The 14,172-nt window shown below is 58.1% G+C and carries 10 protein-coding genes; 8 read left to right on the top strand and 2 right to left on the bottom strand.

From position 1 onward, the window contains the following. Window positions 1–196: 196 nt before the first annotated feature. From JQR86_RS00390 to JQR86_RS00425, 8 genes are all read left to right on the top strand, one after another. Window positions 197–1,168 (top strand): phosphate ABC transporter substrate-binding protein PstS, encoded by a 972-nt coding sequence (locus JQR86_RS00390; RefSeq protein WP_407362561.1) that lies wholly within the window; start codon window positions 197–199, stop codon window positions 1,166–1,168. Between the two features lie 128 nt (window positions 1,169–1,296). Then, the gene (locus JQR86_RS00395; protein WP_407362560.1) at window positions 1,297–3,552 is read left to right on the top strand and encodes an ABC transporter permease subunit; all 2,256 of its coding nucleotides are present in this window, start codon (window positions 1,297–1,299) and stop codon (window positions 3,550–3,552) included. A gap of 60 nt (window positions 3,553–3,612) precedes the next feature. Beyond that, the gene (pstA, locus tag JQR86_RS00400; protein WP_407363419.1) at window positions 3,613–5,283 is read left to right on the top strand and encodes a phosphate ABC transporter permease PstA; all 1,671 of its coding nucleotides are present in this window, start codon (window positions 3,613–3,615) and stop codon (window positions 5,281–5,283) included. A gap of 74 nt (window positions 5,284–5,357) precedes the next feature. Beyond that, window positions 5,358–6,179, top strand: a complete 822-nt coding sequence (gene pstB, locus JQR86_RS00405; RefSeq protein ID WP_037030598.1) for a phosphate ABC transporter ATP-binding protein PstB — start codon at window positions 5,358–5,360, stop codon at window positions 6,177–6,179. A gap of 323 nt (window positions 6,180–6,502) precedes the next feature. Further along, window positions 6,503–7,228 carry a phosphate signaling complex protein PhoU gene (gene phoU / locus JQR86_RS00410; RefSeq protein WP_010796260.1) on the top strand — a complete coding sequence of 242 codons (726 nt, stop codon included), beginning with the start codon at window positions 6,503–6,505 and terminating at the stop codon, window positions 7,226–7,228. Between the two features lie 127 nt (window positions 7,229–7,355). Further along, window positions 7,356–8,204, top strand: coding sequence for a response regulator (locus JQR86_RS00415; RefSeq protein ID WP_434154130.1), 849 nt, complete (start codon window positions 7,356–7,358; stop codon window positions 8,202–8,204). Window positions 8,205–8,315: 111 nt separating this feature from the next. Then, window positions 8,316–9,218 (top strand): peptidoglycan DD-metalloendopeptidase family protein, encoded by a 903-nt coding sequence (locus JQR86_RS00420; RefSeq protein ID WP_404628689.1) that lies wholly within the window; start codon window positions 8,316–8,318, stop codon window positions 9,216–9,218. A 208-nt stretch (window positions 9,219–9,426) separates the two neighbouring features. Then, a complete protein-coding gene (locus tag JQR86_RS00425; protein ID WP_286789137.1) occupies window positions 9,427–11,331 on the top strand; it encodes a sensor domain-containing diguanylate cyclase in 1,905 nt (634 codons plus the stop codon). 56 nt (window positions 11,332–11,387) lie between these two features. Here the strand turns inward: JQR86_RS00425 and JQR86_RS00430 are convergent, their stop codons facing one another. Both JQR86_RS00430 and phoR read right to left on the bottom strand, forming a co-directional pair. Further along, on the bottom strand, window positions 11,388–12,755 hold the full coding sequence (locus JQR86_RS00430) for a hemolysin family protein (protein ID WP_434154131.1): 1,368 nt from the start codon (window positions 12,753–12,755) through the stop codon (window positions 11,388–11,390). A gap of 69 nt (window positions 12,756–12,824) precedes the next feature. Beyond that, window positions 12,825–14,159 (bottom strand): phosphate regulon sensor histidine kinase PhoR, encoded by a 1,335-nt coding sequence (gene phoR / locus JQR86_RS00435; RefSeq protein WP_197873404.1) that lies wholly within the window; start codon window positions 14,157–14,159, stop codon window positions 12,825–12,827. Between the last annotated feature and the right edge of the window lie 13 nt (window positions 14,160–14,172).

Below are 14,172 nucleotides of genomic sequence, written 5' to 3' on the forward strand. Positions count from 1 at the left end.
GGAAGAATCTGTGCTGTACAGGCGCCTGAGCACAGCAGGCAGGCGCTACGATGGTGCACTGTGCACCTAATAGGATGGGCGCGGCGGCCTATGGGCTTGGGTGCGTCACAATATGTTCATATTTTGGTCATATAGTGGCTCAATGCCCACTTATCGCTAATGGGCGCCACCCAATCATTCTTGCAAGGAATGTGGTATGAGATTCAAAAGGCTGATGGCCGCCATGACGTTTGCCGCTGTGGGACTCAGCGCAACGACTGCTGTAGCGGCCATCGACCCGGCGCTTCCAGATTACCAGAAGGCCAGCGGGGTATCGGGTAACCTGTCCAGTATCGGTTCGGATACTCTCGCGAACCTCATGACTCTGTGGGCCGAGACCTACAAGCGCAATTATCCCAGTGTAAACATTCAAGTGCAGGCGGCCGGTTCTTCGACGGCCCCCCCAGCCCTGACCGAGGGTACTTCCAACCTGGGACCTATGAGTCGCAGGATGAAGGATTCTGAGGTTCAGGCGTTCGAGCAGAAATATGGCTACCGACCGACTGCGGTCCCGGTGGCAGTGGATGCGCTGGCGCTGTTTGTCCACAAAGACAACCCCATCAAGGGGCTGACTATCGAACAGGTGGATGCCATCTTTTCATCCACACTGCTCTGCGGTGGCAAACAGGACATCAGAACCTGGGGTGACCTGGGCATGACGGGCGAGTGGGCCAATCGGCCTATTCAGTTGTTTGGCCGAAACTCGGTATCCGGCACGTACGGATATTTCAAGGAAGAAGCGCTGTGCAAGGGTGACTTCAAGCCAAACGTGAATGAGCAGCCGGGCTCCGCTTCGGTCGTGCAATCCATTAGCCAGTCGCTCAACGGCGTCGGTTATTCCGGTATCGGGTACAAGACATCCAGCGTGCGAACCGTACCGTTGGCTAAAAGAGGATCGGATAAGTATGTGGAAGACACTGAGCAGAATGCCTTGAACGGTAGTTATCCACTGTCCCGCTTCCTTTATATCTATGTGAACAAGTCACCCAACAAACCCCTAAGTCCAATGGAGAGCGAGTTCCTGAAGATGGTGCTGTCCAAGACAGGGCAAGAGGCAGTCGTGAAGGACGGTTATATTCCGATTCCGGCCAAGGTTGCCGAAAAAGCCAGGAAAGATCTGGGCTTCTGAGCCCGGCTTCTTTTACAGTTGCCCGCCCGTGTTCTGCACGGGTGGGCATTGGCATGTCTTATTACTGTCATCTGATTGTCATATCTCGTCTTTAGGCTCTGCGCGACGAAGGACCAGGCTTCCTATTCATGAACCAAACCCGATCCCCTGCACGCATCGATTTCGATACGCCTGCGATGCGTCGCAAGCGCCGCTGGCGAGCCAGCATGGATCGTTTCACGCGGTGGTACGTGCTGGTCGGTGGGTTGGCCGTGCTGGCGGCGATCACTCTGATCTTCTTCTACCTGGCCTATGTGGTCCTGCCGCTCTTCAAAGGGGCTACGCTGACAGCCGAGGCCGTACAGACACCTGCCTGGCTACAACAGGCCGGAGCGCCACTTGTACTTAGCGTGGAGGAACAGAACGAAGTCGGCATGCAGGTCACCCCGGCGGGCGATCTGGTCTTTTTCAGGGTCAAGGATGGTACGGAGCTGAGTCGGCAGGCTTTGCCAATTCCCTCGGGTACCCAGGTGGTTTCGGTTGCCCAGGACTTGGTTAAGCCGGTGCTGGCACTAGGGCTCTCCAATGGGCGGGCACTGCTGGTCCGACACATCTATAAGTCGACTTATCCTGAAAACAAGCGGGTCATCGTGCCTCAGGTCGATTATCCCTACGGGCCGGCACCGGTCGTGGTCGATCCTGAGGGGCGCGCCCTGGAGCATCTGAGCCTGACGGCAGGCGAAGGCGAGTTGACCCTGGCCGCGTCCAATGCATCCGAACTATTGGTGTTCAAGCTGACCCGTACGGAAGACATGCTGACGGGCGAAACCACCCTTGAGCAGCAGCGAATCGACTTGCCTCGCCTCTCACAAACGGTGCAGGCGTTGCATCTGGACCCTCGGGGTCAATGGCTGTATGTGATTAATGGGCGCTCGGCAGCAGATGTTTTTGATCTGCGCGACCGCACCCTTAATGGTCATTACAGACTGATCGATGATGCGCATAACCAGGTTACCGTGACGGCGCAGTTGCTTGGCGGGATTTCGCTGCTCGTAGGCGATGCCAAGGGAGGTATCAGCCAATGGTTCATGGCACGTGGCAAGGACGGCGAACCCCAGCTTCAGCACATTCGCACTTTCCATCTCAAGGACGCGCCGATCACGCAGATCGTGGCCGAGCAGCGGCGCAAGGGATTCATCGCACTGGATGAAAAGGGCAACCTGGGCGTTTTCCACAGCACCGCCGGGCGTACGGTGCTGGCCGAGAAGATCGCTGACGGCAACGGCCGGCTGGCGCTCTCGCCGCGGGCCAACCATGTCCTGCTTGAGCGTGACAGCCAGCTCATGAATTTCGCGCTGGACAATCCACACCCGGAGGTCTCCTGGTCAGCCCTGTGGGGCAAGGTCTGGTACGAAAACTACGAAAAGCCGTCCTATGTCTGGCAATCCACCTCGGCAAGCAATGACTTCGAGCCCAAGCTGAGCTTGGCACCACTGACCTTTGGTACGCTCAAGGCCGCGTTCTACGCCATGCTGCTGGCGGCCCCGCTGGCTATTGCTGCCGCGGTCTACACCGCGTATTTCATGGCGCCGCGCATGCGCCGCAAGGTCAAGCCGGTCATTGAACTGATGGAAGCGCTGCCTACCGTAATTCTGGGCTTTTTCGCCGGTCTGTTCCTGGCTCCTTATGTAGAGGGCCATCTGCCGGGAATTTTCAGCCTGATCCTGCTGGTACCGATCGGTATTGTCCTGGCAGGGCTTGTGTGGTCGCGGCTGCCTGAATCCATTCGCTTCCGCCTGCCCGACGGCTGGGAAAGCCTGCTGCTTATTCCTGTGGTGCTGCTTACAGGCTGGTTTGCGCTGAGCATGAGCCCTCATCTGGAAACCTGGTGGTTCAATGGTGATATGCGTTTGTGGCTGCATGAGCACCACATTACCTATGACCAGCGCAACGCCTTGATCGTAGGCCTGGCGATGGGGTTTGCCATCATCCCGAATATCTTTTCCATTGCCGAAGACGCCATTTTCAGCGTGCCGCGCAGCTTGACTTACGGTTCGCTGGCGCTGGGCGCAACGCCGTGGCAGACCCTGACCCGGGTCGTGATCCTGACGGCCAGCCCAGGCATTTTCTCAGCCTTGATGATCGGTCTGGGGCGTGCCGTAGGCGAGACCATGATCGTACTGATGGCTACCGGTAACACCCCCATCATGGATGCCAATATCTTCGAAGGTATGCGGACCCTGGCGGCCAACGTGGCGGTGGAAATGCCGGAGTCGGAAGTTGGCGGCACGCATTACCGCGTACTGTTCCTGGCGGCACTGGTGCTGCTTTCCTTTACCTTCGTGATGAACACGCTGGCGGAAATGATCCGTCATCGACTGCGTAAGAAATATGCCTCGTTGTAAGCGCTGCCCTGGCGGCTGTAGCACCCTGGAAGGGGCTGGAACTGATAAGTGAAGAACTCCGTGAAGCAGGACTCCCTGAAGCAGTGGTTCAAAAGCGGTGCGCCGGGCATCTGGTTGAGCGGGGGCGCCGTGGCCATTTCTGTGATCATGACCATTGGCTTGATCGCCATCATTGCCGTGCGCGGTCTGGCCCATTTCTGGCCGTCTGATGTGATCGAGGCGCGTTATGCCGTACCCGGCGAGACGCCCCGTATGATCATGGGCGAGGTTGTCCAGACCGAAGAGGTACCTCGGGAGCGGCTCAAGAGCGCCGGACTGCCTGTCGAGGCGGAAGGATCAACCCTCATGACTCGACAACTCGTCAAACTGGGCAATCGGGAGCTGTACGGCAGTGATTTCGTCTGGGTCGTAGGTGATTGGCTTCAGGAGCAGAAATCTCCCAAGGATGCTATTGCGCTGGAGCGCCGCGAATGGGGCAACTTCTACGGTTATCTGGTCAACGTCAAGGAGGCGGGCAGGGTCGTTGCGGAAGGGGATGCGGCTCTGCCGGCGATGCGTGAACGTCTCAAGCGCATCGATTCGCTGGCCAGCCGGATCAGCCGTATCGAGAAGGTCGAGATTGGTGGTGTAAACCACGATATCGAGCGTCTCCGGCTACAGATGCGTAGCCTTGAGCTGGACGACCGGCTTGACGCGGCTGCCCAGGCGGATCTGGCTGCCGAGCGCAGCGAGCTGGATGCCCGCTACCATGACCTCGAGACACAGCTGAACGCATTGCGCCAGGAGTTCGAACGCGACAGCCTCACGGTGCGGGATGCCTCCGGGCAGGAAACCGAGATTCGCCTGGGTAACGTCGTCCACGCCTACCAGCCCAACGCCATGAGCAGCTTTCAGAAGCTGGGCTTCTATTTCGCCAAATTATGGGAGTTTCTATCTTCCGATCCGCGTGAGGCCAATACCGAAGGCGGTGTGTTCCCGGCTATTTTCGGAACGGTGATGATGACCCTGATCATGGCTGTGATCGTGACGCCCTTTGGTGTGATTGCCGCTGTGTATCTACGCGAATACGCCAAGCAGGGGCTGATGACGCGCCTGATCCGTATCGCTGTCAACAACCTCGCCGGTGTTCCGGCCATCGTCTATGGCGTATTTGGGTTGGGTTTTTTCGTCTACGTGCTGGGCGGTTCGATTGATCAACTGTTCTTTCGCGCGTCGCTGCCGGCTCCGACCTTTGGGACACCCGGCCTGCTGTGGGCCTCCCTGACCCTGGCTATTCTGGCTGTACCGGTGGTGATCGTAGCGACCGAAGAAGGACTGGCCCGAATTCCAAGAAGCGTACGCGAGGGGTCGTTGGCGCTGGGAGCGACTCAGGCTGAAACCCTGTGGCGCGTCGTGCTGCCGATGGCCAGCCCGGCCATGATGACAGGGCTGATCCTGGCGATTGCGCGCGCAGCGGGCGAAGTGGCGCCGCTGATGCTGGTGGGCGTGGTAAAGCTTGCGCCGACACTGCCCGTGAATCTGAATTACCCCTATCTGCACCTGGATCAAAAGATCATGCACCTGGGCTTTCATATCTTCGATGTCGGCTTTCAGAGCCCGAACGTCGAAGCGGCCCGGCCGCTGGTTTATGCCACGGCGTTGCTGTTGGTCCTGGTGATTGCTGCGCTCAATCTCTCGGCGGTGGCGATCCGTAATCGCCTGCGGGAGAAGTATCGGGCGATGGACAACTAAACGAATCCGGGCGCTCGGCATACCGTGGCGCCCCAACGCGGCCGAGAGGCCCAATGGAGTCATCCATGCGTGAAATGCAACGGCCGAGGTTCGGGCTCAATGTTGGCAGGCGTGAGCGGCAAGGGCTTGACCCGGCGGCTGAGCCCGTGGCCCTGGAAGTACCCGGCTTGAACCTGTTCTATGGACAGAAGCAGGCGCTGTTCGACATCAACCTGAACATTCCCAAACAACGTGTCACATCTTTTATCGGGCCTTCGGGCTGCGGCAAATCCACGCTGCTGCGTTGCTTCAACCGGATGAACGATCTGGTCGATGGCTGCCGGATCAATGGCGAGATTCGCCTGGATGGACAGAATATCTTTGCCAAGGGGACCGACGTGGCCGAACTGCGGCGCCGGGTCGGCATGGTATTCCAGAAGCCCAACCCGTTTCCCAAAAGCATCTATGAAAATGTGGTTTATGGCCTGCGCATTCAGGGCATCAAGAAAAAGCGCATGCTTGACGAGGCCGTTGAGTGGGCGCTCAAGGGGGCTGCACTCTGGGAGGAGGTCAAGGATCGCCTGCATGAGTCGGCACTGGGCCTCTCCGGCGGGCAGCAGCAGCGTCTGGTGATTGCCCGAACCATCGCTGTGCAGCCGGAAGTGCTGCTACTCGACGAACCCAGCTCCGCCCTGGATCCGATCTCTTCGCTCAAGATCGAGGAGCTGATCTATGAGCTGAAGACGCGATACACCATTGTCATCGTGACGCACAACATGCAGCAGGCCGCTCGTGTATCCGATTACACGGCTTTCATGTATATGGGCAAGCTAATCGAGTATGGCGATACCGACACCGTGTTCACCAACCCGACCAAGAAACAGACCGAAGATTACATTACAGGGCGTTACGGGTAATGAAACCGTCACACTCTATAGCCTACCTTATGTCTATTTAACTATCGGGTTTCCCACTGAAAGGTGTTGCTGACCAGGAAGTCAATCACTACCCCTATACTCAAGCGCGTTTTTGCCGATAACCCAATCGGGCGCTGCGCATGGCTTCAGGTGGTGTTACCGCTCAGCATCTTTTCAGAAAGGAATCTAAATAAACCGGGCAGTCTGACGATACAGTGGCAATCACAGCTTTATAGGTAAGCAGTGCCACGTAGTTGATGCGGTCTGTTCCAGGGAGCGCCGCCCGAGGGGGTTGGCTCCATTCTTTACAGGACGACAACGCCATGATCAGCAAAGAAAGCCTCAACCACCACATATCGCAGCAGTTCAACACCGAACTCGAAGAAGTCCGTAGCCATCTGCTGGCGATGGGTGGGTTGGTCGAGAAGCAGGTCAGTGATGCCGTAAGTGCCCTGATTAACGCCGACTCTGGTCTGGCGCAGCAGGTGCGGGAAATCGATGATCAGATCGACATGATGGAGCGCAACATCGACGAAGAATGCCTACGCATCCTGGCGCGTCGGCAGCCGGCAGCGTCGGACCTGCGCCTGATCATCAGCATTTCCAAGTCGGTGATCGACCTTGAGCGGATCGGCGATGAGTCCTCGAAAATTGCACGTCGTGCCATCGAGCTCTGTGAAGACGGTGAAGCCCCGCGTGGCTATGTGGAAGTGCGCCATATTGGCGAACAGGTACGCAAGATGGTTCAGGAGGCACTGGATGCGTTCGCGCGCTTCGATGCTGAGCTGGCCCTCTCCGTCGCCCAGCACGACAAGATCGTCGACCGTGAATACAAGACGGCGATCCGTGAGCTGGCGACCTACATGATGGAAGACCCGCGGGCAATTTCCCGCGTACTCAGCGTCATTTGGGCGCTGCGTTCGCTGGAGCGCATTGGCGATCACGCCCGCAACATTGCGGAGCTGGTGATCTACCTGGTCCGTGGAACGGATGTACGCCACCTGGGGCTGACCCGGATGGCAGAAGAAGTCAACAAACCGCGTGACTGATGCCATGGCCCCCGACAGGAAGGCGGCCATGTTCTCAGCTACGCTTTTGGGCTGCGAGTAAGCTTGCTTTCCCGACGTGGCGTTCAGCGATCCATGAAGCTGCGCTCGGGGCTTCATGGAGTAATCGATGGGTAAGGTATCTGTACTGATCGTGGATGACGCACCATTTATCCGCGACTTGATCAAAAAAGGGCTACGTAGCCAACTTCCGGGTATCGAAATGGAGGATGCAGCGGACGGACGCAAGGCTCAGGCAATGTTGAGCAAGCAGTCTTTCGATCTGATCCTGTGCGATTGGGAGATGCCGGAGATGTCCGGTCTTGAGCTGCTGACGTGGTGCAGAAGCGAACCGGCTCATCAGAAAACACCTTTCATCATGGTGACCAGCCGTGGCGACAAGGACAACGTCATGCAGGCCATTCAGGCGGGCGTTTCCGACTTTGTTGGCAAGCCGTTCACCAACGAACAACTGATCACCAAGGTCAAGAAGGCCCTGAGCCGTGTCGGCAAGCTGGAAGCACTCGTGGCTCGTGGTCCTCAGCGTGCAGCCTCGGCTTTTGCCAACGACTCGCTGAGCGCATTAACCGGTAGCCAGCCGGGCCAAGCCGCGGCGCGTTCTTCTGGCGGCGGAAAAGTCAATTTTGGTCAAGGGCAACTGCGCTTGGCTAATGCTGGCATGGCTTGTGTAATCAAGGCCCTGAGCCTCAAGGAAGCCGTTCTGATCGTTAAGCGGGGCGATATCCTGCCTCAGGTGCTGGATAACGCTGTACTGGATCTGGAGCAGGGTGAGGAGGTGCAGGAGATTGCCCGCCTCAACGGCTATCTGCACTCCGTTGCAGCCCTGGAGCCCAAACCTTCCAGCGAATGGCTGCAGCTGTTCTTCCGCTTTGTGGATAAGGACCCGGCTAAGCTGGAATACCTGTCCCGCCTGATCGCCCGCGGTACGGCGCAAAAGCACTACGTTCCCGGCGCGTAAGCTTCCATCATGCCGATGCCGATCATCACATCCCGACGAGTGAAGCCTCGTCGGGAGCGTGTTCCACTGATAGGCTTGCGCCCCCTGAAAAGCGCCTGGTTCTGCACCTGCATGTTGAAACGTCTCTTTTTGCTATGTGGCTTGTTCACGCTGGCGGCAGCGACGTGGGCTTCGCCCATCTACAAATACACAGATGCCAACGGTGTGGTGACCTATACGGACAAGGTTACCAAGGGCGCCAAGGTACTTGTCTTCGAGGACGATACCAACGAGCGTATCGAGCGTCAGGTTCGACTGAATACAAAAAAATTGGGCAACGAGACTGTTTTCGAGGCCCGTAACGACCTGCTGGTGCCGGTTCAGGTCGAGCTTCGTCTGGATCAGCTCAAGAACGTGGCTGGTATCAACGAGTCGGCTTCGGTCCGCCGCGTTCTACCACCCAACAGCACCACCACCCTGATGCGCTTGAAAAAAGAGGTGCAGGGTGTGGCGATTCATTACAAGCCGACCTTCAACTATGCGATGGGCGACCCAGGGCAGGGCGCGCGGGATTATGCCTATCCGCTGCCATGGGTGGGCGGGCCGTTCCGGATCAGTCAGGGGGCAAACGGTGCATTTAGCCACAACACGCCCAGAGGACGTTACGCCATCGATATTGCGATGCCAGAGGGCACGCCCATCATTGCGTCGCGTCCAGGTACTGTGGTCAAGGTTGAAAACGATCAGCAACAGGGCCGTAGCGCCAACCCTTCGGGCAATTTCGTGCGTGTCCTGCACGATGACGGCACCATGAGTGTGTACCTGCACCTGATGCAGGGCTCGGTCAAGGTGCGGGAGGGACAGCGTGTGATGACCGGTACGCCGCTGGCGCTGTCCGGCAACACGGGTCACAGCACCGGTCCGCACCTGCATTTTGTGGTACAGCGCAACACAGGACTGGCGTTGGAGTCGATTCCATTCCGGTTTGCCCAGCCGGTCGACAGCCTGCCTAATTTTGCTGTGGGTGGGCCGTAACGCTTGATTGTTTTGCGGTTTACCTCTCAAATTTCTTTCTAGCGTCGTTCTGACTCGCCATACTTGTCTCATTAGAGAGCGGCGGGTTGTTGGGAACGCCCAGTAATTGCAAGCTTTCGGTTGTTTGCAGTGATGGAATGCTGCATAGAAAGCCTTGCTTTCTTAACGTATGAACCGAGCATTCTCAGGTCTGGTCGAGGAATGACTGATGCGTCTGTATGGGGTAATGCTGTTCTGGATCGTGTTCTTCAGCGCGTCGCTGCAGGCTGAGACCTTGTTCGATCCATTGCCCCGGGCGGTGATCCTGAACGACGCGCAGGAGAAGGTCTCGTTACACTCGGTGAGCTACCTGCAGGCTTCCGCTACCCTGACCTTCGAGCAGGCAGCGGCGGCAGGGCTTGAGGATCGCTGGCAGTCACTGGGGGATGAGACGGTCAATCTGGGTCGGCAACAGATCGGTGCCTGGCTACGCTTCGAAGTGCACAACCCCACCGATCGCGCTCAGCAGCGCTACCTGGTGATTCAGCCACCCATTCTCAATCAGGTCGATGTGCGGGTTCGCTCCCAGTCCAGCGAGTCATGGGGGCCGGTCGAAACCGCTGGGGATAGCTTGCCCATGAGCATACGTTCCCTCAAGGAGCGGGCGTTTGTCTTTCCTCTAACCCTTTCGGCAGGTGACAAGGCGTTCGTCTACCTGCGCCTGCGCTCCTATGAGCCGATGCTGGTTCCGATGTGGCTGATGACACCGGAGCATTACCAGGCGCAGGAGAAGACTTCGCTCGCCCTGCTGACGCTCTTCTTTGGCTTCATGCTGGCCCTGCTGGTTTATAACGGCAGCCGGTACTGGCGGCAGCGCGACCCCAATCATTTATGGTATTGCCTCTACCTGGTCAGCATCCTGGGCTATGAACTCAGCCTGACCGGCATCGGCCAGCGCTATCTGTGGCCGGAGTGGCCTGCGTTTTCCATCCGAACTTATGTAGGCTTTGGCTGCTTGAGCTTTCTTACGGCCATCGTGTTTGCCCGGCGCTTCCTCAATGTGGATCGCTACCGGGGATGGCGGCTGGTCGTCCTGGGGTTGATCGGTTATTGGGCCTTGGCAGCAGCATTGATTGCTATCGAGCCGATGCTGGTCCGCTTCCTGATGATCGAGCCGGCAGGTCTTGTGAGTTGCCTGCTGGGGATTGCCATGACCCTGTCGTTGTGGCGAAAGGGCAATCCGTCGGCCAAGTACCTGGCCATTGCCTGGTCCGTACTGGCGGTGAGCACGATACTGATGCTCATGGCCATCCTGGACTGGATCACGCTGTCACCGTTTATCCTGGATGTGCAAATCATCGGCTTTGCCTTCGAGTTCATGCTGCTGTCCGTTGCGCTGGATATCCGCCATGACCATGAGGGCGCCGAGCGTTTGAACATACAGAAGGAAGCCCTTTTGGCCAGCAATCAGCAGGTGCAGCGGCATAAGCAGGCTTTGCAGGCTCAGCAGCAGACACTGGAGCGGCAGCACAAGCGTAATGAGGAGCTGCAACAGCATATCGAGGCGCAGGTGGATGTGCTCGAGCGGGCCAATGAGGCATTACGAGCAGCCAATGACGAGGTCATTCGTCTGAGTACGATCGATACCCTGACCGGAGCCTTGAGCCGTCCATGCTTCGATCGCCACTTCACCGAAGAGGTCAACCGCGCCAAGCGCAATCAGGTGGTTGTGTCGCTGGTCGTGATCGACATTGACCATTTCAAGGAAATCAACGATGCCTTTGGCAGCCCGCTCGGCGATGAATGCCTGCGGGCGCTGGCCGGTCTGCTGAAGAACTACACTAAGCGCGCAGGCGACATGGCCGCCCGCTTCCGGGATGACACGTTCGTGCTTGTCCTGCCGGCCACTGGCGAGGCTGATGCAGTGGCGCTGGCCAATCGGATCTGCGCCGAAACAAGTATGCTGCGCCTGGAGTACGGCAGTGCAACCGTCAGCTTCAGCGTTAGCGCCGGCATCGCCAGTATCGTGCCGACCCTGGACGACAGTGACAAGAGTCTGATCAACACGGCGCTCAAGGCGTTGAGCCATGCTAAACAGGAAGGCCGCAACCGCGCCTACTTTGGCGAAGTCTAAGCGTGCATGAAAAGAAAAAGGCCGGCATCAATGCCGGCCTTTTTTATAGGCATCGATCAATGATGCCGTAGGGCATCTTCTTCGCCGCCCAGCTTGATGACTTTGGCCAGAATGATCTTCGGACCTTTCATCTTCTTGATGATGATGCGCAGGCCTTCGGCTTCCAGAACCTCGTCCTCTTCAGGTACGCGCTTCAAGCTGTCATAGACGAGGCCGGCCATGGTGTCCGCTTCGACATGATCCAGGTCGATGTGCAACAGGCGCTCGATCTTGAACAGCGGGGTATCGCCACGTACGAGCAGCTTGCCGGGCTGATAGGCCAACACGCCACGCTCGGCCTTGCGGTGCTCGTCCTGAATATCGCCGACCAGCACTTCCAGGACGTCTTCCATAGTGAGGAAGCCTACGACCTTGTGGTCAGCCTCTTCGACCAGCACGAAATGCGCGCCGCCCTGGCGGAATTGCTCGAGCAGGCGGCTGAGCGGCATGTGCTTGGAGACACGCTCAAGCGGGTGGATCAACTCGTCCAACTCGAACGACTCGGCCTGGGAATCCAGTCCGGCGATTGCCAGCAACAGGTCCTTGATATGCAAGACACCGATGAATACGTTCTCTTCCTCGTTGTAAACCGGGTAGCGGCTGTACTTGTGACGACGGATGATGGTCAGGATCTCTTCCAGCGAGGCCGTGTGGTCCAGGTAGATGAGGTCCTCACGTGAGTTCGCCCAGTCCACCACTTCCAGCTCTTCCAGCTCGACCGCCGACGCCAGCACACGCATGCCTTGGTCAGTAGGATCCAGCGCGCGGCTGGAGTGCAGAATCAGCTTGAGCTCATCACGGCTGTAATGGTGCTCGTGATCGCCATTGGACGAGCCCTGGCCGGCGATACGCAGAATGGCGTTTGCGCTGGCATTGAGCAGCCAGATGGCGGGATACATCAGCCAGTAGAACAGGTATAGCGGGACGGCTGTCCATAGCGATAGCAGATCCGGCTTGCGGATAGCCCAGGACTTGGGCGCCAGCTCGCCGACCACGATGTGTAGATAGGAGATGATAAAGAAGGCTGTAAAGAACGCGATGCCATGTACAAGCTCAGGCGTATCTACTCCAGCCATGCGGAGCAGAGGCTCCAGCAGCTCGGCAAAGGCAGGCTCGCCCACCCAGCCCAGACCCAGGGAGGCCAGGGTAATACCCAACTGGCAGGCGGACAGATAGGCATCGAGCTGGTTATGCACGGTACGCAGGATACGGCCGCGCCAGCCATGGCTTTCAGCCAGACCTTCTACACGTGTGGCGCGCAGCTTGACCATGGCGAACTCGGCGGCTACGAAAAAGCCGTTGAGCAGCACCAGCAGCAGCGCAAAAAGAACAAGACCGAAGTCAGCGAAAAGTACTGAGGTATCGAAACTAGGGGAAGGGTCCATTAGGGGTTCAAAGTGATAAAAGTTGGCCCTAGCATGGGGGTCTGACGAGCGACTTTCAAGTCTCGCTCATCAGTGTTGGTGTACGGCTATTGCAGAGGCCGTCATGGAGGCCGTCTGGGAGGGTTCGAAAACGCAAGTGAAAACGCTGCCCTTGCCGGGAGTGCTCTCGATTTCAAGGTGTCCATGATGGCGGATCAGGACATGTTTCACGATGGCCAGCCCCAGGCCCGTACCGCCGGTGCTGGAGGCTCTGCTGGCATCCACCCGATAAAAGCGCTCTGTCAGGCGGGGTAGGTGACGCGCTTCGATGCCCGGCCCGCTATCGGAAACCGACATCTGGGCACCATGGGCGTCCTGCCACCAGCGAATCCTGATCTGACCACCGTCCGGCGTGTACTTCACAGCGTTGAAAACGAGATTCGAAAAGGCACTGCGCAGCTCGGCTTCGCTGCCTTTCAGGGCCAGACTCGCGTCGGCATCCAGGGTGATCTTGTGGCCGCGCTGGCCTGAGAGCGCACGTGCATCCTGCTGGATGATTTGCAGAAGTGGTGCCACGGCGACGGGTTTGTTTTCGGCAGGGTAGTCGGTCGCTTCCAGTTTGGCCAATAGCAGCAGGTCATCGATCAGGTGCTGCATGCGGCTGGCCTGTTGCTGCATCTGGCCAAGGGCCCGCAGCCAGCGCGGATTGGTATCTTCGGCGGCGTTATCGACCAAGGTCTCCAGATAGCCAGCGATCACGGTCAAAGGCGTACGCAGCTCGTGGGAGACGTTCGCAACGAAATCCTTACGCATCTGTTCCAGTTGATGAAGGCGGCTCACGTCCCGGACGAGCAGGAGACGATCACCTTCACCGAAGCGCGTAATCAGAATGTGAAGGTGCTGATTGGCATTCACGGGCGAGGCCAGTTCCAGCGGCTCTTGATAGTCACCCTTGTTGAAGTATTCATAAAATTTGGGATGGCGGACCAGGTTGGCGATGGGCTGACCATAATCCTGCGGCTGACGCAGCCCCAGGAGCTGTTCGGCGGCACGGTTCCACCATTCCAGGTTGCCGTTGCGGTCGATGAGGATAATGGCATCCCGCAGCGCCGCAGTAGAGGCCTGGGCACGTTCGATCACAGCTTCCAGGGCGTGGCGCTTTTCACGTTCGCGGCGCTGGGCATAATAGAGACTGTCAAAGATCTCGCCCCAGAAGCCATTGGCCTCCGGGGGTTCCACCCCTTCTTCGGCCGTGGCCAGCCACTTCTGAAGACGGACGATGTGGTAGGACATCCATATCAGATAGATGAACAGGCCGGCAGCCAGCATGGCGCCATAAGCGTCTGTCAGCCAGCCCAGGGGAAGGCAAATAGCCAGGAGCAGACAGATATGGCGGGCCAGCAGTGAACGCCAATCCATGTTCAAGGCAGCACATCCC

It is taken from the genome of Pseudomonas sp. JZ134 (genome assembly GCF_051027695.1).
Taxonomy (GTDB): Bacteria; Pseudomonadota; Gammaproteobacteria; order Pseudomonadales; family Pseudomonadaceae; genus Chryseomonas; species Chryseomonas luteola.